A 19,770-nucleotide genomic window follows, 5' to 3' on the forward strand; every position below is an offset into this window, starting at 1 on the left:
TCTGGCCTTTTTTCACTGCAGACTGAATAGAGATGCATGATTCTTGCATGTCTCGAATGTGAGAATTTTACGCGTATAAGCTGTATTGAGTAAATTAAGCTCGCGACCGCGAGGTTTTACCCTTTATTCAGAAGGAATGAGATATGTTCGCCCAACGTAAAAAATGGTTGTCGGCTTTGGTTGCAGGTGCGCTGATGGCGGTGTCTGCCTCAACGCTTTCGGCAGAACAAAAGACGCTGCACGTCTATAACTGGTCTGATTATATCGCGCCGGACACGCTGGCAAACTTCACCAAAGAAACCGGCATTAAAGTTGTCTACGACGTTTTCGATTCTAACGAAGTGCTTGAAGGGAAACTGATGGCCGGCAGCACCGGTTACGATCTCGTGGTTCCTTCATCTCAGTTCCTGGAACGCCAGGCCCAGGCCGGTATTTTCCAGCCGCTTGATAAAAGCAAACTGCCAAACTACAAAAATCTCGATCCGGAAATGCTCAAGCTGGTGGCGCAAAACGACCATGATAATAAATACGGTATTCCGTACATGATGGTCACTACCGGTATCGGCTATAACGTTGAGAAGGTTAAAGCCGTGCTGGGCAAAGATGCGCCGGTGGATAGCTGGGATCTGATTTTCAAGCCGGAAAACCTCGAAAAGCTTAAAAGCTGCGGCGTTTCATTCCTTGATGCGCCAAGCGAAATTTACGCCAGCGTGCTGCATTACCTGGGCAAAGATCCTAACAGCTCCGATCCGAAGGATTACACCGGAGCCGCCAACGATCTGCTGATGAAACTGCGTCCTTCCGTTCGCTATTTCCACTCATCCCAGTACATCAACGACCTGGCAAACGGCGATATCTGCGTGGCGATTGGCTGGTCTGGCGACATCCTGCAGGCCGCCAACCGCGCTAAAGAAGCAAAAAATGGCGTGAATATTGCTTACACCATTCCTAAAGAAGGGGCGATGGTGTACTTCGATATGTTCGCTATGCCGAACGATGCCAAAAATAAAGACGAAGCGTATCAGTTTCTTAATTACCTGATGAAGCCTGACGTGGTGGCGAACATCAGTAATCACGTTTATTACGCTAACGCCAATAAAGAAGCTACGCCGTTGCTCAATGCTGAAGTACGCGACAATCCGGGCATTTACCCACCGGCGGATGTCCGTGCGAAGCTCTTCACACAAAAGGTGTTATCGCCAAAAGTTGACCGCGTGATAACCCGCGCGTGGACTAAAGTTAAAACTGGGAAATAAGTAAACCTGTTAATCACTTAACCAGGTTTGCAACGGGGCGTTGCACCCCAACGGTGCAACTGCCCCAACACGGACGCAGGCTTGAGCCTGCGTTGCGTCATTAGTACGGCAACCGGGCCGTACCTTTATCTGCTTTTGCCGGAGAGCAACATAATTGAACGATGCTATCCCCCGCCCGCAAGCGAAAATTCGTAAGGCGCTGACACCGCTGCTGGAAATCCGCAACCTGACCAAATCCTTCGACGGGCAGCACGCCGTGGATGACGTCAGCCTGACTATTTATAAAGGCGAAATTTTTGCGCTGCTTGGGCCATCCGGCTGCGGGAAATCGACGCTGCTACGCATGCTGGCCGGTTTTGAGCCGCCCAGCGCCGGGCAAATCATGCTTGATGGCGTGGATTTATCGCACGTTCCGCCGTACCAGCGCCCAATCAATATGATGTTCCAGTCATATGCGCTTTTTCCGCATATGACGGTTGAGCAGAATATCGCCTTCGGTCTTAAGCAGGACAAGCTGCCAAAGGCGGAAATAACCCAGCGCGTGCAGGAGATGCTGGCGCTGGTGCATATGCAGGAGTTTGCTAAACGTAAGCCGCATCAGCTTTCCGGCGGCCAGCGTCAGCGTGTTGCCCTGGCGCGAAGCCTGGCAAAACGGCCAAAGCTGCTGCTGCTTGATGAGCCAATGGGCGCGCTGGATAAAAAACTGCGCGATCGGATGCAGCTTGAAGTGGTGGATATTCTCGAACGTGTTGGCGTGACCTGCGTAATGGTAACGCACGATCAGGAAGAAGCCATGACCATGGCGGGCCGTATCGCCATCATGAACCGCGGCAAGTTTGTGCAAATTGGCGAGCCGGAAGAGATTTACGAACATCCGACAACCCGCTACAGCGCTGAGTTTATCGGCTCCGTGAACGTATTCGAAGGGCTGCTGAAGACGCGTGAAGAAGACGGCTTGATAGTCGACAGCCCCGGCCTTGTCCATCCGCTGAAAGTGGATCCTGACGCCTCGGTTGTTGATGGCGTGCCGGTGTATATCGCACTGCGTCCGGAAAAAGTCATGCTCTGCGACGAACCGCCCGCCGACGGTTTTAACTTTGCGGTTGGCGAAGTGGTGCATATCGCTTATCTGGGCGATCTCTCTATTTATCATGTGCGTCTCAAAAGCGGGCAGATGATTAGCGCGCAGATGCAAAACGATCAGCGTTTCCGTAAAGGCGCCCCCACCTGGGGCGATGAAGTTCGCCTTTGCTGGGATGCGGAAAGCTGTGTGGTTCTGACGGTTTGAAGGGGGGCGCATGAGTCTGTTAAACGAAAGCCGGGCCGTGTCGCCGACAAGCGGGTTCAAACCTTGGCTTGCGCGCATGCAAATGACGCATGGCCGTAAGCTGGTCATCGCTCTGCCTTATCTGTGGCTGATCCTGCTGTTTATGCTGCCGTTCCTGATAGTCTTTAAGATTAGCTTTGCGGAAATGGCGCGAGCGATCCCGCCGTATACTGATTTAATGACGTGGGCGGACGATCAGCTTTCCGTTGCGCTGAACTTTGCTAATTATTTCCAGCTCACCGACGATCCGCTTTATGCAGAAGCCTATTTACAGTCGTTGCAAATCGCCGCTGTTTCCACGCTTTGCTGTCTGGCGATGGGCTACCCGCTCGCGTGGGCGGTGGCGCACAGCAAACCGTCGACGCGAAATATTCTGCTGCTGCTGGTGATCCTGCCGTCGTGGACTTCTTTTCTGATCCGCGTATATGCATGGATGGGCATTCTTAAAAACAACGGCGTGCTTAATAACGTGCTGATTTGGCTGGGCGTTATTGACCAGCCGCTGACTATCCTGCATACCAATCTTGCGGTGTATATCGGGATTGTGTACGCCTATCTGCCGTTTATGGTGCTGCCGGTTTATACCGCGCTGACGCGAATTGATTATTCGCTGGTGGAAGCCTCGCTGGATTTGGGCGCTCGTCCGCTGAAAACGTTCTTCAGCGTAATTGTGCCGCTGACCAAGGGCGGGATTATCGCCGGGTCGATGCTGGTATTTATCCCGGCGGTAGGGGAGTTTGTTATTCCGGAACTGCTCGGCGGGCCGGACAGCATCATGATTGGCCGCGTGCTGTGGCAGGAATTCTTCAATAACCGTGACTGGCCGGTGGCCTCAAGCGTCGCCATCATTATGCTGCTGTTGTTAATCGTGCCCATTATGTGGTTCCACAAATATCAGAACAAAACTGCAGGAGACCACGCATGAACAACTTACCGGTAGTGCGTTCTCCGTGGCGGATTGCCATTCTGATTATCGGTTTTACCTTTCTGTACGCGCCGATGCTGATGCTGGTGATTTATTCCTTCAACAGCTCAAAGCTTGTAACGGTCTGGGCGGGTTGGTCAACGCGCTGGTATGTGGAGCTCTTCCATGACTCCGCCATGATGAGCGCGGTTGGCCTGAGCCTGACGATTGCGGCGGCGGCGGCAACCATGGCCGTGGTGCTGGGGACAATCGCCGCGGTGGTGATGGTGCGTTTTGGGACATTCCGCGGCTCGACGGGTTTTGCATTTATGCTCACCGCGCCGCTGGTTATGCCGGACGTTATCACCGGGCTCTCTTTGCTGCTGCTCTTCGTTGCGCTGGGACATGCTATTGGCTGGCCCAGCGACCGCGGCATGCTGACCATCTGGCTTGCACACGTCACGTTCTGTACCGCGTATGTGTCGGTAGTTATCAGCTCGCGTCTAAGGGAGCTTGATCATTCCATCGAAGAGGCGGCGATGGATCTTGGCGCCACGCCGCTGAAAGTCTTTTTTGTGATAACGGTTCCGATGATTGCTCCGGCGATTATTTCCGGCTGGCTGCTGGCATTTACTTTGTCCCTTGATGATCTGGTCATCGCGAGTTTTGTCTCCGGGCCCGGAGCCACAACCCTGCCGATGCTGGTGTTCTCAAGCGTGCGCATGGGGGTGAATCCGGAAATTAATGCCCTGGCGTCTATCATTCTCGGCGTAGTGGGAATAATTGGGCTGATTGCCTGGCGGTTTATGGCGCGAGCAGAAAAGCAGCGACTGCGCGATATCCAGCGTGCAAGACGTGGCTGAAATGCTTAAAATCTGCAATTATTAATGCCTCCAGTGCCGCGCCCGACGCGGCACTGTGCCGTATGGAACGCGAGGTTGTGCAAATTTTCAGGAAACGAAGTATTCATCAGGCTAAATTAAACGTCCCCACGCTTGTTGCAGTGGCGGCCATCGCTATTCTGACAACCCGAGGTCTGGATTTGCTGATGCTGCTCAATCTGCTGGGCGTAAGGGGGATGATAGATTTTGTCCACCGTAGCGTACAAACCTGGGCTCTGACGCTGATTTTTCTCGGCAGCCTGGTGATGCTGTGCGTCGAGGTGCGCTGTGCGTTTGTCATTCTGAAAGGAAGGACGTGGGGACGCTGGGTTTACCTTGGCACGCAGGTGATAGCGGTGAGCTATCTTTGGGCATCCTCGCTGGGCTGGGGTTATCCCGAGCTGTTCAGCATCCCCGGCGAGTCGAAACGCGAGATATTGCGCTCCCTGATAACGCAGAAGCTGCCGGATTTGCTGGTGCTGTTTCTGCTTTTTGTCCCCTCGCGTAGCAGGCTTTTTTTCAAACTTCAGTAAGCGCGCAGTGATACAATCTGCGCCCTCGTCAATTTTCAGGGTTTTACTATGCATTGCGCGCTCTATGATGCTGGCCGTTGCCGCTCCTGTCAGTGGATTGAACAGCCCGTTTCCGATCAACTTACCGCTAAAATGAACGACCTGCACAAGCTGCTGGCCGGGATTGCGGTGAAAGAGTGGCGCGCGCCGGTCAGTGGCCCTGAGCAGGCATTCCGTAACAAAGCCAAAATGGTCGTCAGCGGCAGCGTGGAAAAACCGCTGCTGGGTATGCTGCACCGTAACGGCAACCCTGAAGATTTAACCGATTGCCCGCTTTATCCGGCCTCATTTCAGGCTGCTTTTGCCGTGTTGAAACCTTTTATCGCACGTGCGGGCTTAACGCCTTATAACGTTGCGCGCAAACGCGGCGAGTTGAAATATCTGCTGTTGACTGAAAGCCAACTGGACGGCGGGTTGATGCTGCGTTTTGTGCTGCGCTCGGAAAGCAAGCTCGAACAGCTCCGCACGGCTTTGCCCTGGCTGCAACAGCGGTTAGCGCAGCTAAAAGTTATCTCCGCCAATATTCAGCCCGTTCATATGGCGATTATGGAAGGCGAGCAGGAGATACCCCTGACCGAACAGCGCGCGCTGGAAGAGCAGTTCAACGGCGTGCCGCTGTATATTCGTCCGCAAAGCTTCTTCCAGACTAACCCTGCAGTTGCCGCATCGCTTTATGCTGCCGCGCGCGACTGGGTGAGAGGGCTGCCGGTTAAGCACATGTGGGATTTATTCTGTGGGGTAGGCGGATTTGGGCTGCACTGCGCGACGGCTGATATGAAGCTGACCGGCATTGAAATTGCGCCGGAAGCTATCGCCAGCGCACGGCAATCGGCAGAAAAACTAGGGCTGACGGATATTCATTTCCAGGCGCTGGATTCCACGCAGTTTGCCACCGTCCAGCAGGATATTCCCGATCTGGTGCTGGTGAACCCCCCAAGGCGAGGCATCGGCCAGGCGCTGTGCTATTACCTGAATGGCGTAGCGCCAAAATACATAATTTATTCAAGCTGTAATGCGCAGAGTATGGCGCGGGATATTTCTTCGCTGTCGGGTTATCGGGTTGAGCGGGTGCAGTTATTTGATATGTTCCCGCACACGGCGCATTACGAAGTCTTAACGCTGCTGGTGCGGGAATAAACTGCCCGTTCCCGTCCTGTCGCGGGCGATTGCAAAATCAGATATTTGAACACGGATAAAAATTACCGGCCATTCAGTAATATGTTAAAAAAGCATTTCGGCGTTATAAACAAAGGAATGTTTTACTATGCCCACATTACGGTTTCCGTGCAGAGTATTCGAGACGAAAAGATGGATGAACGATCACAGCGCGAGTGATATGCGCTACGGCGATCTGTCAGAGGCGCAGTTAAAAGCGCTGCGCTTAACGGATGTTTCAGCAAAAGTTGATCCTTACACCTTAATGAAAATTCCGGAAACAGGGTTTGCTACAACCTATGGTTTTGGCCTTTCAGACAGGGCTGAGAAAGTATCAAAGCAGGAATGTATTAACATTCTGTTTGACGAGTTCAGAAGCCTTGCAAAAAGCTTTGCTCTTTATGGTGTTTACAGTCATTTGATTAAAGAGATGATAACGCATATGCAGCATAATAAGGGAGCGTCATTCAGGGACCCGTCTTTAGATCAGGCATTACGGCAGCATATATTGCAGGATAACTCAAGAAACAGCACAAGGTTACTCCTACAGAGAGCATTTGATATAAATATTAACTGGAAAGAGAGGATGTATCCGGAAAATAAAAAGAATGAACTAACGGATGCCATAATATTTGGAAGGCTGCCGAAATTTGACAGATTTAAAGATAGCTTTAATGGAATGGGCATGACTGTCCATGATACCTGGGCGACCCACATTACGATACAATCCTTACAGATTAATGAGCATAGCTATCGGGCTTTAGTGCGCTACAAAGTACAGGATCACTTTGGATTAGATGATGTCGATATTGCTAACCCTAATTTCAGGCAGTTCCGCTTCTTTCGTATCTGGTTTGTTCTTCAGCGATATAATCAATTTGGTTTTCGACCCTTTATGACTGATATGGAAACCGTGATAGAACTAAAAGGAGAGCGTAAAAAGTGAAAAAAAATTTTTTCCTCATTCCTTTGGGATTAATGCTCATCGTTTTTTTATATATCACTTACCGTGATCTACAAACTGTGGAAATTGTAGCTATTCATCAAAGAAATAATTACAGCAGCATTTTGGTAAGAAATTTTCCTGTCACTAACAAAGGGAAAATTGATTGGTGGTTTAAAAATAAAGATATGTTAAAGGAGAGGTATGATATACCAATGATGGCTTCTTATGGCAGCTTTACGGTAATTGTTTGGGATTTTGGTAAAGGCTATGTTGAGGAAGGAAAATATGACCGACTTTGTTTTGATGAGATGAAAACAATAGCGAATTGTATAGAGAAGAATTCACTTGCCAGAATAAATTATAGTGAGAGGGAGGGGTTATCTTTCATTGTTGATGATAATGGCGAGTACAAAAAAGATAAAAACGGCAAATACAGCAGAGCGGATAACTAACCGAATCACGCTTTCTTTCGCGGCAGCTAAAAACGCTTTGTCACTGCCGGGAAATGATTAACAAGACAGAGCCTGCGTAAGGGAAAACTTACTGTGGGAACCACTTATCGCTGATTTTCTGGTAAGTACCGTCAGCTTTAATGGCCGCCAGCGCATCATTGAGTTTTTTCAGCAACGCCTGATTCTCCGGGCGGACCGCGATACCAAGGCCGGTGCCGAAGTACTGCGGGTCGGTCACATGTTCGCCTACGGTGCCAAGCTGCGGATTGGTTTTCAGCCATTCGTTCACCACTGCGGTGTCGCCAAATACCCCGTCAATACGGCCGTTTTTCAGGTCGATAATCGCGTTCTGATAGCTGTCATAGGAAACAGTTTTGATTTCCGGATGCAAATCCTGCAGGTATTTCTGATGCGTGGTGCCATTTTCCATACCGATACGCTTGCCTTTCAGATCTTCCAGAGACTTGAATGCCCCTTTCTTTGCAATGACGACGGCGGAGTTTGCGTAGTACGGATTGGTAAAGGCCACCTGTTTGCTACGTTCCGGCGTGATATCCATTCCGGAAATCACCGCATCGTATTTACGGAATTTCAACGAGGGGATCAGACTGTCAAATGCGTGGTTGGTAAAAGTGCAGTCCGCTTGTAAATGTGTGCATAAAGCGTTGGCGAGATCGATATCGAAACCGACGATCTTATTGCTGGCATCCAGCGATTCAAAAGGCGGATAAGTTGCCGAAGAACCAAAGTTGATCTTGTCTGCTGCAGTGGCGCTGAATGCGGCTGTTGCGAGCATAGCGGCCAAAAGTAACTTCTTCATGTGTGGCTCCCGTCTGTCATGTTTATTCTGTAATCGTCGTTTCCCGACGTCGAATAACCTTGCCAGTAAATGAATTTATATTCAATAAAAACGTATAATTATATTTTTTAAGATAGAAAAAAGGCGGGGATTTCCCCGCCTGAATGCTGAGCTGCAAATCAGTTACGACGTTCAAACGCCAGCGCCCGGCGCTCGATAAGGCGCATCAGCAGCGTTAACCCGCCGTTGACCACCAGATAAACCAGGCCCGCAGCGCCAAACACCATTACATCATAGGTGCGTCCGTACAGTAGTTGCCCGTAGCCCATGACTTCCATCAGCGTGATGGTGTAGGCAAGAGAGGTGCTCTTGAACACCAGCACCACTTCGTTGGAATAAGACGACAGGGCGCGCTTAAACGCATACGGCAATAAAATGGCCAGCGTGTCTTTTTTGCTCATGCCCAGCGCGCCGCAGGACTGCCACTGGCCTTCCGGGATCGCGCGGATAGCGCCGTAAAATAGCTGAGTGGTGTACGCGGCGCTGTTAAGAGAAAGGGCAATCAGGGCGCACAACCAGGGCTCAGAGAGCAGATGCCAGAGCGCCGGATAGTTCTGAATCGACGGGAACTGACCCGGGCCGTAGTAAATCAGGAAGATTTGCACCAGCAGCGGCGTGCCGGTAAACAGCGTGATATAAGCGCGAACGATGTAAACCAGCACCGGCGTTTTTAACGTCAGGATAATGGTAAAGATAAGTGACAGAATCAGCGCCACGGCGATGGACGCTGCGGTCAGCGTCAGGCTGGTGTGCAGGCCTTTTAACAGCTCCGGTAAATATTCAAGCATCAGCCAGGCCTCCGTTCAAAGCGCGTGGCACGCCTGTCGATATGTTTGAGGATGTACTGACTGACCAGCGTAATCACCAGATAAATCGCGGCGGCAATCACATACCAGGTAAACGGCTCCTGGGTGCGGGTGGCGATGCTTTTGGTTTGCAGCATCAAATCGTTCACGCTGATAAGCGACACCAGCGCGGTATCTTTCAGCAGCACCAGCCACTGGTTACCCAGGCCCGGCAGCGCATGACGCCACATTTGCGGCATCACCAGCCGGAAGAAAATAGCTACTTTCGACAAGCCCAGCGCCTGGCCTGATTCCCATTGCCCAACGGGCACGGCTTTCAGCGCGCCGCGCAGCGTTTGCGAAGCGTAAGCCGAATAAAGCAGGGAAAGGGCGATCACGCCGCAAAGAAATGGGCTGACGTCAAAGTTCTCAATCTGCATTTGTACCGGAATCTGCGCGAACCCGAGATTAAGGGTAAAGCCGTCAGATAAGGTCAGCAGTAGCTGAGAGGAGCCGAAGTAGATAAAGAGGACGACCAGAATTTCAGGCAGGCCGCGCAGTATGGTGACCAGCGCTGAGCCAGCCCAGGCTACGGGGCGCCATTTTGCGGACTCCCAGACGGCAAAGAGCATCGCAAGCGCAAGGCCGATTACCAGCGCACAAACGGCAAGGCCGACGGTCATCCCGGCGGCGCTTGCTAAAGGAAACATTTCGTTCATTCGCAGTGGCTTACTTCTGGAACCATTTTTCGTAGATGGTCTGGTAAGTCCCATCTTGCTTCACTTTCTCAAGCGCGGTGTTGAACTTCGCCTGCAGGTCAGTGTTGCCCTGACGAACCGCGATGCCCAGACCGGTGCCGAAGTAGTCTTTATCGGTAACTTTATCGCCGATAGCCGCAAGTTTCGGCTCGGCTTTCAGCCACTCGGTCACCACAGCCGTGTCACCGAATACCGCGTCGATACGACCGTTTTGCAGATCCAGCTTCGCGTTCTGGTAGCTGTCGTAAGGAACGGTAGTAATTTCCGGATGTTTATCCATGATGAATTTCTGATGTGTGGTGCCGTTCTGCACGCCGACTTTTTTGCCTTTCAGCGCCGCGATATCAGCAACTTTGCCCTGCTGTCCAATGAACAGCGCTGAGTTGTCGTAGTACGGTTTGCTGAACAGCACCTGTTTTTCACGCTCAGGCGTAATGTCCATACCGGCCATTACCGCGTCGATACGGCGGAACTTCAGGCTTGGGATCAGGCTGTCGAAAGACTGGTTGGAGAAGGTGCAGGTCGCATCAATCTCTTTACACAGCGCGTTTGCCAAATCGACATCGAAGCCAACGATTTTGTTATTGGCATCCATGGACTCAAACGGAGGGTAAGACGCTTCCGTGGCAAAACGAATGGTTTGCGCAGCCGTGGCAGACAGGCTCAGACCGGCGAGCAATGTGGCAAGCAGAACTTTTTTCATTGTCATTTTCCCGTTCAACATCAGTGTGATAAATAGAATTTAAACGCTTCGGTCTGCGGGTTGGCAAAGCAACTCGCCGTACCTTGCTCAACGATATGACCGTTTTCCATGTACACCACGCGGCTGGCGGTTTTACGCGCGACTTCCACTTCGTGGGTCACGATGACCTGAGTAATGTTGGTTTCTGCCAGTTCGCGAATAATGCTGACGATTTGCGCGGTGATTTCTGGATCCAGCGCGGCGGTTGGCTCATCAAACAGCAGGATCTGCGGCTCCATCATCAGCGCGCGGGCAATGGCCACGCGCTGCTGCTGACCGCCGGAAAGGTGCAGCGGATACCTGTCCATATAAGGCTTAAGACGCAGGCGTTCGAGCAGCTTATCTGCGCGCGCGCGGGCTTCGTCCTTGCTTAAACCTAAAACGCGGCAAGGAGCTTCAATCAGGTTTTGCAGCACGGTCAGATGCGGCCAGAGATTATATTGCTGGAACACCATGCCGACGTTCTGGCGCAGCTCGCGGATAGCTTTGTCGCCGGGTGTTTTTGCAAAGTCAAAGTGATTGCCCGCAATGTTGAGCTGCCCGGATTTAGGCATCTCAAGCAGGTTGAGCACGCGCAATAGCGAGCTTTTGCCCGCGCCACTTGGACCCAGCAGCACCAGCGTTTCGCCATGCGGGCACTCAAGGGTGATATCGAACAGCGCCTGATGTGCGCCGTAAAAGCAATTAATGCCGTTTAGTTGAATACTCATTCGTTGCGGTTACATAGCAATTGAGGCCGCAAAGATTACCTTTAACAGAATAGTTATGCAATCTTTGTGCGTTAAAACTTAAAAACAACCGGGTTTCATTACTAAAAGTAGCACAAAATAGCGCGGCGGAATGGAACCAGGAATAAATGTCGGAGTTATATGAAAACTCCAGACTATTTATATGGGTTATGAGTTTCACCCCGCCGGGAGTGCGAATAATCAGCAATTAGTTAGTTTCAATGGCCTGGCGCAGGCTGCCGGAAGGCGCGTGGCTATTGGCTCCGAGGTAGCGAACGTCGTCAACAGCCCAACATTGCCCTTCGCGAATCATCAGCACCTCATCCTGCCAGCTTTGGCTACCTTTGGTGAGCGTCACGCGCAGCGGAATATTTCGTGCATCAGTATTCGGAATGGTTGAAGCGGATGCCACCCCGGCGCTGTCCGCTCCATCAGCGCTGCTGGAGAATATATCTCCGCGCATAAAGGCGTTTTGCGCGTTAGGCGAGGCGCTGGCTTGTTGCAGTTGCTGAGCCATAGCATCGCTCAGGTATGGACGCAGTCCTGTTAAACCGCTGGTGCCCTGGGATTTGTGGGCTATATGGTAGTCGTAAAATTGCTGCGCCACGCTATCCGGACCGCCGCTGACACAAGGGCCGCTGCGGGTGCCAATATCTTTAAACGCTGGATTAACGGTGCTTGTACAGGCTGTGAGGAGCATGGCGCACGGAAGAAGAGCCAAAACTGAGCTGCGCATTTTTATTTCCTTATTTTCTCAGGAGGACTACCTTAGCATAGCGTATCGTTGTCAAAATGCGTGGCAGGCGGCGAGCTAAGATATTGATCCAAAGAGAGGAGAAGCCAATGCAATTTACGACTACCCCGACGCTTGAAGGCCAGAGCATCACTGAATACTGTGGCGTTGTGACCGGCGAGGCTATTCTCGGCGCTAATATTTTCCGCGATTTTTTTGCGGGCGTTCGCGATATCGTCGGCGGCCGTTCAGGGGCTTATGAAAAGGAATTGCGTAAAGCGCGTGAAATAGCGTTTAAAGAGTTACAGGAACAGGCCGAAAGCCTGGGCGCGAATGCCGTTGTGGGCATTGATATCGATTACGAAACCGTGGGCAAAGAAAGCAGTATGCTGATGGTGAGCGTAACGGGTACGGCGGTGAAAACCCGTCGATGAAAGGTCGCATTGCCGCATTACTTATTGCTGCGTTGCTGGCGGGCTGTGCCGGCGAGCAGGGCGTTGTTGATAAGGGCAGCTATAAAATTGATACCCGGCGCCAGGCGCAGGCGGCTTATCCGCGCGTCAAAGTGCTGGTTATCCACTATACCGCCGATGATTTTCACGGCTCGCTTTCAACGCTGACGGACAAAAACGTCAGTTCGCATTACCTGATCCCCGATAAACCGCCGCTCTCGGGAGGCAAACCGGTTATCTGGCAACTGGTGCCGGAAAGCGAACTGGCCTGGCATGCGGGGATAAGTTTCTGGCGTGGCGCGACCCGCATCAATGACACTTCTATCGGCATTGAGCTTGAGAATCAGGGCTACAGCCGTCACGGTGATGTGAAGCAGTTTTATCCGTTTAACGCTCCGCAAATCGAGGTGCTGGAAAAGCTCGCCAAAGAGATTATCGGGCGTTATCACATTGCGCCGCAAAACGTGGTCGCCCACGGCGATATTGCCCCGCAGCGTAAAGTCGATCCCGGTCCGCTTTTCCCCTGGCAGCAACTGGCGGAAAAAGGCATTGGCGCATGGCCCGATGCTGCGCGAGTGGCGTTTTATCTTAATGGCCGCGATCCGTACGAGCCGGTGGACAGCGCAAGCCTGCTGGATTTGCTGTCGCGCTACGGTTATCAGGTTAATGCGGGCATGACGGAAGCCGAACAGCGGCGGGTGATTAGCGCCTTCCAGATGCACTTCCGTCCGGCGCTGTACAACGGCGTGGCGGATGCGCAAAGTCAGGCTATTGCTGAAGCCCTGCTGGAGAAGTACGGGCAGGGCTGATGGGCTTATCGATGCAGGGTGCCGTGGTCTTTGAGCCACAGCGCAGTGCGGCGAATCCCTTCATCGAGCGTGACGACAGGCTGGTAGCCCAGTTCGTTTTCAGCACGCGTTGTATCCAGCGTTAAATCAAAATTCAGCTTTGATACGCCGTAGTGCGTGAGCGCCGGTTCCCTGGCGGCTTTGTTGCCGAATTTTTCCATGCCGCGGGCGATCATATCCAGCATTGGATAGGGCACGGAGCGGATACGGCATTTGATATCCAGGTCGTCAATCAGCTTCTGTACGATGGTGCGCAGCGGGCGGGCTTCCATATTGGTGATGTTATAGGCACGGCCGGAAGGCAGCGCGTCGCGCTCAGAGGCAAGCCACATGGCGTGGACGGCGTTTTCCAGATAAGTCATATCAACCAGCGCATCGCCCCCGCGCGGCAGTAAAATGCTGCCGTAATGACGCATCATCTGCACCAGCCGCGGGAAAAAGACTTTATCGTGAGGCCCGAAAAGGCTTTGCGGACGCAAAATCGTAAAGCGCGTATGCGGGTTGGCCTGCGCCAGGAGCTGAATCACTTCTTCGCTTGCCGCCTTGCTGCGTGCAAATTCGTTCGCGAAGCGTACGGGGCGGAAGTCCTCGCTGATATTGCGATGGTGATGATAATCAAAATAGAGCGAAGGCGAGGAGATATGAATAAAGTTGCGCACGCCCCAGGCAACGGCCCATTCGCCCAGACGGCGGGTTGCGCGCACGTTGGCAAGATCGAAGGCTTCTTGTGTGCCCCAGGGAGAGGTAAAGCTTGAACAGTGCCATAGCGTGTCGACGCCGGCCAGCATCACTTTCGCCTGCGAGGAGACGAGTTCGGTCAGGTCTGCATGAACAAACTCGGCGCCCATTTTTTCCAGCAGTTTGCCCATGGCCTCGTTGCGGCCTGTGGCTCGAACGCTGATACCTTTCGCACGTAAGTATTCGACCGCGTTTCGGCCTAAACCGCTGGTGGCGCCCGTAACCAGTACCTTCATGTAGACCAACTCATTTTGATTGAGATTAACGCGGGCATTTTTCCGTGAAATGGCAGCGCTTGCAATGGGTAGACGTTAAGAATAAGAACTAATGATGGCCTTTGTTCGCAGATTGCTCTGCCAGGCGGCATATCCGCCGCGCCATTCCCCGGAAAATGAACAGATGTGCCGGGATCATCACCAGCCAGTAAAAAAGCCCGGCGGTGCCGTGAGGATGCCACCAGGCGCGGACATCCAGCGTTCGCTTATCGCCTTTGTCGTGCAAAGTGAAAGTCAGACGCCCAAGGCCGGGCGCTTTCATGCCAAACAGCAGCGCCAGCTCCTTTTGCGGCTCGACAATAATGACCTTCCAGCTATCCACCGTGTCGCCCACTTCAAGCATCGGGCGCGCAGGGCGTCCTTTAGCGAGCTTATGCCCAATCAGCAGATCCATAAATGCGCGGGTCCGCCAAAGAATATTGCCAAAAAAGTAACCTTCTTTGCCGCCGAGCTGATTCACCACTTTCCATAGTTCTGCAAGGCTTGCGCTGGTTTGCATCGTACAACCGGCCTGTTTGGGAAAATAACCGTATTCCGGGCGCCAGCGGGCATGCGCCTGGGCGTCGTATCCCCAGTCCTGCGAGTTTGCCAGCTTATTTTCTTCGCTAAGGGTTGCCCGAACGGCGTCATCAAAAGTGAGAAGCCGCTGTGGAATAAGCGCATGCAGCTCGCGATCGTTTGCCAGAAGATCGTGTTTCAGCCCCTGGATCAGCGCCTTGGCGATTGTCGGGGGTACTGAGGTGATCACATTCAGAAACCAGACGGAGATCCAACTGGTTGGCAACGGAACAGGAATCAGCGGACGATAGCGGCCGCTGATTGCCATAAAGCGTTCAAACTGCTGTTGATAGCTGAGCACTTCTGGCCCGGCGGCCTCGAATATTCGGCTTTCCTGCGCGGGATGTTCAAGTAACGCGACGAGATAATAAAGCAGATTTTCCAGCGCGATGGGCGTGGTGCGCGAACGTACCCAGCGCGGCGGCGTTAAAACCGGCAGGTTATAAATCATATCGCGCATCACCTCGAACGCTGCTGAACCCGCCCCGATAATGATTCCGGCGCGTAATTCGGTTACCGGCACGCCGGAGTCGCGCAGAATATCCGCCGTAAGCTGGCGAGCGCGCAGATGATCGGAGCTTCGATCGCCGTCTGGCGCCTGTAAGGAACTCAGGAAAATGATTTGTTGAACAGGCTGTTCAGCAAGCGCGTCGCGCAGATTAAGCGCGGCCTGGCGCTCATGGGCGACAAAATCCGGCCCGTCGCCCATGCTGTGAACCAGGTAATAAAGCGTGTGCACGCCTTCGAGCAGCGCCGGAAGGCGGTGCGGCCATTGTAAATCAATGTGGCGGCATTCAACGCCTGGCCATTGCTGCTTCTTCAGCCACTCAACGCGGCGGGCAGCGGCGACAACGTGATGTCCGGCTTTGATTAGCTCAGGCACCAGGTGTTGACCAATGTAGCCGCTTGCGCCGAGCACCAGAATCCTTTGTGGCTGTGTCATCGTCCCTGAGCCTCAGCTACTGCTGCGTGAAGGCGCGCCAGTGGCTAACCACTTCGGCGAGCTGTTCGCGGCTAACGTCGAGGTGAGTGACCAGGCGGGTAATGGGCCCGGCGCTCATTAATACGCCGCGCTCGCGCATGTATTTACCCAGGGATTCCGCCTGTTCCACGGGAACGCGCACAAAGACCATATTGGTATCCTGACGCGTCACATCCACGCCGATTTCGCGTAGCTCACCGGCAAGCCAGTGCGCGTTTTCGTGATCTTCGCGTAAGCGTTGCACATTGTTTTCCAGCGCGTACAGGCCTGCCGCTGCCAGAATTCCGGCCTGACGCATCCCGCCGCCGACCATTTTACGCCAGCGCGTCGCGCGTTTGATGTAGTCATGGCTGCCGACCAGCAGCGAGCCAACCGGGGTGCCGAGCCCTTTGGAAAGACAAATGGTGAAGGAATCGCAGTAACGCACGATCTCTTCAAGCTGGCAGTCGTAAGCGACTACCGCGTTAAAAATACGCGCGCCATCGACATGGAGCGCGAGGTTATGTTTGCGGGTAAACTCCCACGCCTGCTGTAAATACTCGCGCGGCAGAACTTTGCCGTTGTGGGTATTTTCAAGGCTTAATAATTTAGTACGGGCGAAGTGAATATCGTCGGGTTTGATTTTCGCCGCGACTTTATCCAGCGGCAGAGAGCCGTCCTGATTAGCCTCAATGGGCTGAGGCTGGATGCTGCCCAGCACGGCGGCACCGCCTGCTTCGTAGAGATAATTATGCGCGAGCTGGCCGACGATATACTCTTCGCCGCGCTCGCAGTGGCTAAGCAGAGCGACAAGATTTGCCTGGGTGCCGGTTGGTAAAAACAGAGCGGCTTCTTTACCGCTGATTTTTGCGGCATAAGCCTGTAATTCGTTAACCGTTGGGTCATCGCCATAAACGTCATCGCCGGTTGGCGCGGCCATCATTTTTTCAAGCATGGCTTTGGACGGACGGGTTACGGTGTCGCTGCGCAGATCTATCACGGGGGAACCTCATTAATATCCACAGTAAGCCTCTGTTTTACCGGAACCAGTTGGTTTTCGCCAGTTCGATAACTTCATCACCGCGCCCGCTAATAATCGCGCGCAGCATATACAGGCTGAACCCCTTTGCCTGCTCCAGTTTGATTTGCGGCGGGATAGCCAGTTCTTCTTTCGCGACGACCACATCAACCAGCACCGGGCCGTCAATGCTGAAGGCGCGCTGGAGAGCGTTATCGAGGTCTGCTGAGTTCTCAACGCGAATACCGGTAATGCCGCAGGCGTTGGCGATATTCGCAAAGTTAGTCTTGTGCAGGTCGGTGCCGTCCGTCAGATAGCCGCCCGCTTTCATCTCCATCGCCACAAAACCCAGCACGCTGTTGTTGAATACCACGATTTTGACGGGCAGCTTCATCTGCGCAACGGAGAGAAAATCACCCATTAGCATGCTAAAACCTCCGTCGCCGCACATAGCCACCACCTGGCGATTCGGCGCGGTGGCCTGCGCGCCCAGCGCCTGAGGCATGGCGTTAGCCATTGAACCGTGCGTGAAGGAACCGAGCAGGCGGCGTTTGCCGTTCATTTTCAGATAGCGTGCGGCCCAGACGGTCGGCGTTCCCACATCGCAGGTGAAAATCGCATCCTCAGCGGCGTATTGACTGATTTGCTGCGCAACGTATTGTGGATGGATGGGCTTGCCTTCGTCGCTTGCCTGCGCCAGTTCGTCCAGACCTTCACGCGCTTCGCGATAGTTATCCAGCGCTTTGTCGAGGAAGCTGCGATCGGTTTTTTCTTCCAGTAGCGGAAGCAGGGCGCTCAGCGTGGCTTTAATATCCCCCACCAGCGCCATGTCGACTTTGCTGTGCGCGCCGATGCTGCCGGGGTTGATATCAATCTGAATGATTTTCGCATCCGTTGGATAAAAAGCGCGATACGGGAACTGGGTGCCGAGCAGGATAAGCGTGTCGGCGTTCATCATGGTATGAAAGCCCGATGAGAAGCCGATAAGCCCGGTCATGCCAACGTCGTAAGGATTGTCGTATTCGACGTGTTCTTTGCCGCGCAGCGCGTGAACGATTGGCGCTTTTAGCGTTGCGGCAAACTGCACTAATTCTTCATGAGCGCCAGCACAGCCGCTGCCGCACATTAGCGCGATGTTATCGTTGTAGCGCAGCAGTTGAGCAAGTTTTTTCAGTTCGTCATGTTGCGGGACAATGACAGGCCGCGGGGCGGGATACCAGTGCGTCGTTGCGGTTTCAGGCGCGGGTTTCAGCGCCACGTCGCCGGGAAGAACCACGACCGAAACACCGCGGTTCAGCACCGCTTTGCGCATGGCAATCGCCAGCACCTGCGGGATTTGTTCCGGGGATGACACCAGCTCGCAGTAATGGCTGCATTCGCGGAACAGCTCCTCAGGATGCGTCTCCTGGAAATAACCGCTGCCGATTTCGCTTGAGGGAATATGTGCGGCGATAGCCAGCACGGGGACACGGTTGCGATGGCAGTCGAACAGTCCGTTGATCAGATGAAGGTTGCCTGGCCCGCATGAACCCGCGCAGACGGCCAGCTCGCCCGTCAGATGCGCTTCGGCGCCTGCGGCAAAAGCGGCTACCTCTTCGTGACGCGTGGGCATCCAGTCAATGGTTCCCATACGGTTCAGGCTGTCGCTGATGCCGTTGAGGGAGTCGCCGGTCACGCCCCAGATGCGTTTCACTCCTGCGCTTTCAAGTGTTTTTGCCAGATAAGCGGCTACGGTCTGTTTCATCGGTTCTCCTTGTCACGATTCAGTTACCGTTAACAAGCTTAGTCAATGAAAGAGAAGACGCCGGACAGAAAGTGCCACCCGGAGGCCGGGTGGCATGTTTTATATCAAGCCAGAACCAAATCGCTCTTCGGATGACACGAGCAGGCCAGAACGTAACCGCTGGCGATTTCGGCCTCGGTCAGCGTCATGGTGCTGCTTACGGTGTAATCCCCGGATTCGATTTTGGTTTTACAGCTCCCACAAACGCCAGCTCTACAGGCGGCGTTAACCGGTACGCTGTTGCTTTCCAGCGCCGCCAGCAGCGTGCTGCCAACAGGTGCGTAGAATTCGCGCATCGGTTTTAGCGTGGTGAATTTCAGTCCGCTGTCCACAGGCCTGGCGACAGGCGTGAAAAACTTTTCGCTATAGAACTCGGTTACGCCGAGCGCTTTCACCTCTTTTTCCACCAGATCCATGTAAGGCGCAGGGCCGCAGGTCATGACGGTACGCGAGGAAATATCCGCAACCGTTTCCAGAATTTCACGCGTCAGTCGCCCGGGGATAAACCCGTGAATTGCGTTGTTTTCTGCCACCAGCGTGACCGGATAGCTGCGCCACTCGTCGGCAAAAATAACGTCTTGCGGTGAACGGACATTGAAAATCACCTGCACGTCCGCCTGCGGGCGATGTTTTGCCAGCCAGCGACGCATCGACATGATCGGCGTGACGCCGCAGCCCGCCGCCATCAGCAAATAGCGGTCGGAGGACAGATTTTCACAGGTAAATTCGCCCAGGCCTTCAGAAAGCCAGAGATAATCGCCTGGTTTTACTTCCTGCGTCAGCCAGCCGGAACCAACGCCATCCTCGATACGACGAATAGTCAGCGTAACGAACGGGCTGAGTCCCGGCGTGGAAGAGATTGTATAAGCGCGCAGCGTTTCGTCGCTGTTGCGAATACTCACCAGCGCATACTGACCGGCTTTATAAGGATAGAAGTCGTGATTTATCAGCGACAGCGTCCAGACGTCCGGCGTTTCCTGGTGAATGTGATGTACCTGCATGCGGTACGGGCACAGTGGCGTTGGCATGGTCATGGCTG

At 53.4% G+C, this 19,770-nt stretch carries 21 protein-coding genes; 10 read left to right on the forward strand and 11 right to left on the reverse strand.

What is annotated here, in order from left to right:
- The first annotated feature begins 143 nt into the window (after positions 1 to 143).
- The 8 genes from potF (at position 144) to MUA00_RS05870 (ending at position 7,493) form a co-directional block, all read left to right on the forward strand.
- Positions 144 to 1,256, forward strand: a complete 1,113-nt coding sequence (potF, locus tag MUA00_RS05835; protein WP_271122115.1) for a spermidine/putrescine ABC transporter substrate-binding protein PotF — start codon at positions 144 to 146, stop codon at positions 1,254 to 1,256.
- Positions 1,257 to 1,410: 154 nt separating this feature from the next.
- Entirely contained in the window at positions 1,411 to 2,544 is a 1,134-nt protein-coding gene (gene potG, locus MUA00_RS05840) for a putrescine ABC transporter ATP-binding subunit PotG (RefSeq protein ID WP_271122114.1), read from the forward strand.
- A gap of 10 nt (positions 2,545 to 2,554) precedes the next feature.
- On the forward strand, positions 2,555 to 3,508 hold the full coding sequence (gene potH / locus MUA00_RS05845; RefSeq protein ID WP_271122113.1) for a putrescine ABC transporter permease PotH: 954 nt from the start codon (positions 2,555 to 2,557) through the stop codon (positions 3,506 to 3,508).
- Positions 3,505 to 4,350: a putrescine ABC transporter permease PotI gene (potI, locus tag MUA00_RS05850; RefSeq protein ID WP_271122112.1), complete on the forward strand. Its 846-nt coding sequence runs from the start codon at positions 3,505 to 3,507 to the stop codon at positions 4,348 to 4,350. The genes potH and potI overlap by 4 nt, the downstream gene beginning before the upstream one ends.
- Positions 4,351 to 4,412: 62 nt before the next feature.
- On the forward strand, positions 4,413 to 4,901 hold the full coding sequence (locus tag MUA00_RS05855; RefSeq protein ID WP_271122111.1) for a YbjO family protein: 489 nt from the start codon (positions 4,413 to 4,415) through the stop codon (positions 4,899 to 4,901).
- Between the two features lie 48 nt (positions 4,902 to 4,949).
- Positions 4,950 to 6,077, forward strand: coding sequence for a 23S rRNA (uracil(747)-C(5))-methyltransferase RlmC (gene rlmC / locus MUA00_RS05860; RefSeq protein ID WP_271122110.1), 1,128 nt, complete (start codon positions 4,950 to 4,952; stop codon positions 6,075 to 6,077).
- Between the two features lie 127 nt (positions 6,078 to 6,204).
- On the forward strand, positions 6,205 to 7,041 hold the full coding sequence (locus tag MUA00_RS05865; RefSeq protein ID WP_271122109.1) for a YPO3983 family protein: 837 nt from the start codon (positions 6,205 to 6,207) through the stop codon (positions 7,039 to 7,041).
- 32 nt (positions 7,042 to 7,073) lie between these two features.
- Positions 7,074 to 7,493, forward strand: coding sequence for a DUF943 family protein (locus tag MUA00_RS05870; protein WP_333780866.1), 420 nt, complete (start codon positions 7,074 to 7,076; stop codon positions 7,491 to 7,493).
- A gap of 88 nt (positions 7,494 to 7,581) precedes the next feature.
- On the opposite strand, the gene artJ is transcribed toward MUA00_RS05870, so the two are convergent.
- The 6 genes from artJ to MUA00_RS05900 all read right to left on the reverse strand — a co-directional run bounded on the left by artJ (position 7,582) and on the right by MUA00_RS05900 (position 12,101).
- Positions 7,582 to 8,313, reverse strand: a complete 732-nt coding sequence (gene artJ / locus MUA00_RS05875) for an arginine ABC transporter substrate-binding protein ArtJ (RefSeq protein WP_271122107.1) — start codon at positions 8,311 to 8,313, stop codon at positions 7,582 to 7,584.
- Positions 8,314 to 8,471: 158 nt separating this feature from the next.
- Positions 8,472 to 9,140, reverse strand: a complete 669-nt coding sequence (gene artM / locus MUA00_RS05880) for an arginine ABC transporter permease ArtM (RefSeq protein WP_271122106.1) — start codon at positions 9,138 to 9,140, stop codon at positions 8,472 to 8,474.
- Positions 9,140 to 9,856 carry an arginine ABC transporter permease ArtQ gene (artQ, locus tag MUA00_RS05885; protein ID WP_271122105.1) on the reverse strand — a complete coding sequence of 239 codons (717 nt, stop codon included), beginning with the start codon at positions 9,854 to 9,856 and terminating at the stop codon, positions 9,140 to 9,142. The genes artM and artQ overlap by 1 nt, the downstream gene beginning before the upstream one ends.
- 10 nt (positions 9,857 to 9,866) lie before the next feature.
- Complete coding sequence (gene artI / locus MUA00_RS05890; RefSeq protein WP_271122104.1) at positions 9,867 to 10,598, reverse strand: arginine ABC transporter substrate-binding protein ArtI; 732 nt, start codon at positions 10,596 to 10,598, stop codon at positions 9,867 to 9,869.
- 20 nt (positions 10,599 to 10,618) lie between these two features.
- Complete coding sequence (gene artP / locus MUA00_RS05895) at positions 10,619 to 11,347, reverse strand: arginine ABC transporter ATP-binding protein ArtP (RefSeq protein ID WP_271122103.1); 729 nt, start codon at positions 11,345 to 11,347, stop codon at positions 10,619 to 10,621.
- 226 nt (positions 11,348 to 11,573) lie between these two features.
- Positions 11,574 to 12,101, reverse strand: a complete 528-nt coding sequence (locus tag MUA00_RS05900) for a lipoprotein (protein WP_271122102.1) — start codon at positions 12,099 to 12,101, stop codon at positions 11,574 to 11,576.
- A 107-nt stretch (positions 12,102 to 12,208) separates the two neighbouring features.
- On the opposite strand from MUA00_RS05900, the gene MUA00_RS05905 reads away from it, so the two are divergent.
- Both MUA00_RS05905 and MUA00_RS05910 read left to right on the forward strand, forming a co-directional pair.
- A complete protein-coding gene (locus MUA00_RS05905) occupies positions 12,209 to 12,532 on the forward strand; it encodes a heavy metal-binding domain-containing protein (RefSeq protein ID WP_271122101.1) in 324 nt (107 codons plus the stop codon).
- A complete protein-coding gene (locus MUA00_RS05910) occupies positions 12,529 to 13,359 on the forward strand; it encodes an N-acetylmuramoyl-L-alanine amidase (RefSeq protein ID WP_271122100.1) in 831 nt (276 codons plus the stop codon). The genes MUA00_RS05905 and MUA00_RS05910 overlap by 4 nt, the downstream gene beginning before the upstream one ends.
- A 5-nt stretch (positions 13,360 to 13,364) precedes the next feature.
- Here MUA00_RS05910 and MUA00_RS05915 read toward each other — a convergent pair whose 3' ends face one another.
- The 5 genes from MUA00_RS05915 to hcr form a co-directional block, all read right to left on the reverse strand.
- A complete protein-coding gene (locus MUA00_RS05915) occupies positions 13,365 to 14,372 on the reverse strand; it encodes an NAD-dependent epimerase/dehydratase family protein (RefSeq protein ID WP_271122099.1) in 1,008 nt (335 codons plus the stop codon).
- An 88-nt stretch (positions 14,373 to 14,460) separates the two neighbouring features.
- Entirely contained in the window at positions 14,461 to 15,912 is a 1,452-nt protein-coding gene (locus MUA00_RS05920; protein WP_271122098.1) for an SDR family oxidoreductase, read from the reverse strand.
- 16 nt (positions 15,913 to 15,928) lie between these two features.
- Complete coding sequence (gene ltaE, locus MUA00_RS05925) at positions 15,929 to 16,930, reverse strand: low-specificity L-threonine aldolase (RefSeq protein ID WP_271122097.1); 1,002 nt, start codon at positions 16,928 to 16,930, stop codon at positions 15,929 to 15,931.
- Between the two features lie 37 nt (positions 16,931 to 16,967).
- The gene (poxB, locus tag MUA00_RS05930) at positions 16,968 to 18,692 is read right to left on the reverse strand and encodes a ubiquinone-dependent pyruvate dehydrogenase (RefSeq protein ID WP_271122096.1); all 1,725 of its coding nucleotides are present in this window, start codon (positions 18,690 to 18,692) and stop codon (positions 16,968 to 16,970) included.
- Between the two features lie 104 nt (positions 18,693 to 18,796).
- Positions 18,797 to 19,765, reverse strand: a complete 969-nt coding sequence (gene hcr / locus MUA00_RS05935) for an NADH oxidoreductase (RefSeq protein WP_271122095.1) — start codon at positions 19,763 to 19,765, stop codon at positions 18,797 to 18,799.
- Between the last annotated feature and the right edge of the window lie 5 nt (positions 19,766 to 19,770).

Origin of the sequence: Dryocola boscaweniae, assembly GCF_025215095.1 — a bacterium.
Lineage (GTDB): Bacteria > Pseudomonadota > Gammaproteobacteria > Enterobacterales > Enterobacteriaceae > Dryocola > Dryocola boscaweniae.

Bases quoted from the DNA above. Each gene is read 5' to 3' on its own strand.
- artP (WP_271122103.1), bottom strand. From the start codon at position 11,347: ATGAGTATTCAACTAAACGGCATTAATTGCTTTTACGGCGCACATCAG.
- potH (WP_271122113.1), top strand. From the start codon at position 2,555: ATGAGTCTGTTAAACGAAAGCCGGGCCGTGTCGCCGACAAGCGGGTTC.
- potF (WP_271122115.1), top strand. From the start codon at position 144: ATGTTCGCCCAACGTAAAAAATGGTTGTCGGCTTTGGTTGCAGGTGCG.
- MUA00_RS05910 (WP_271122100.1), top strand. From the start codon at position 12,529: ATGAAAGGTCGCATTGCCGCATTACTTATTGCTGCGTTGCTGGCGGGC.
- MUA00_RS05870 (WP_333780866.1), top strand. From the start codon at position 7,074: ATGCTCATCGTTTTTTTATATATCACTTACCGTGATCTACAAACTGTG.
- artJ (WP_271122107.1), bottom strand. From the start codon at position 8,313: ATGAAGAAGTTACTTTTGGCCGCTATGCTCGCAACAGCCGCATTCAGC.
- MUA00_RS05915 (WP_271122099.1), bottom strand. From the start codon at position 14,372: ATGAAGGTACTGGTTACGGGCGCCACCAGCGGTTTAGGCCGAAACGCG.
- MUA00_RS05865 (WP_271122109.1), top strand. From the start codon at position 6,205: ATGCCCACATTACGGTTTCCGTGCAGAGTATTCGAGACGAAAAGATGG.
- artM (WP_271122106.1), bottom strand. From the start codon at position 9,140: ATGCTTGAATATTTACCGGAGCTGTTAAAAGGCCTGCACACCAGCCTG.
- artI (WP_271122104.1), bottom strand. From the start codon at position 10,598: ATGAAAAAAGTTCTGCTTGCCACATTGCTCGCCGGTCTGAGCCTGTCT.
- potI (WP_271122112.1), top strand. From the start codon at position 3,505: ATGAACAACTTACCGGTAGTGCGTTCTCCGTGGCGGATTGCCATTCTG.
- MUA00_RS05900 (WP_271122102.1), bottom strand. From the start codon at position 12,101: ATGCGCAGCTCAGTTTTGGCTCTTCTTCCGTGCGCCATGCTCCTCACA.
- artQ (WP_271122105.1), bottom strand. From the start codon at position 9,856: ATGAACGAAATGTTTCCTTTAGCAAGCGCCGCCGGGATGACCGTCGGC.
- hcr (WP_271122095.1), bottom strand. From the start codon at position 19,765: ATGACCATGCCAACGCCACTGTGCCCGTACCGCATGCAGGTACATCAC.
- rlmC (WP_271122110.1), top strand. From the start codon at position 4,950: ATGCATTGCGCGCTCTATGATGCTGGCCGTTGCCGCTCCTGTCAGTGG.
- MUA00_RS05920 (WP_271122098.1), bottom strand. From the start codon at position 15,912: ATGACACAGCCACAAAGGATTCTGGTGCTCGGCGCAAGCGGCTACATT.
- MUA00_RS05855 (WP_271122111.1), top strand. From the start codon at position 4,413: ATGGAACGCGAGGTTGTGCAAATTTTCAGGAAACGAAGTATTCATCAG.
- poxB (WP_271122096.1), bottom strand. From the start codon at position 18,692: ATGAAACAGACCGTAGCCGCTTATCTGGCAAAAACACTTGAAAGCGCA.
- MUA00_RS05905 (WP_271122101.1), top strand. From the start codon at position 12,209: ATGCAATTTACGACTACCCCGACGCTTGAAGGCCAGAGCATCACTGAA.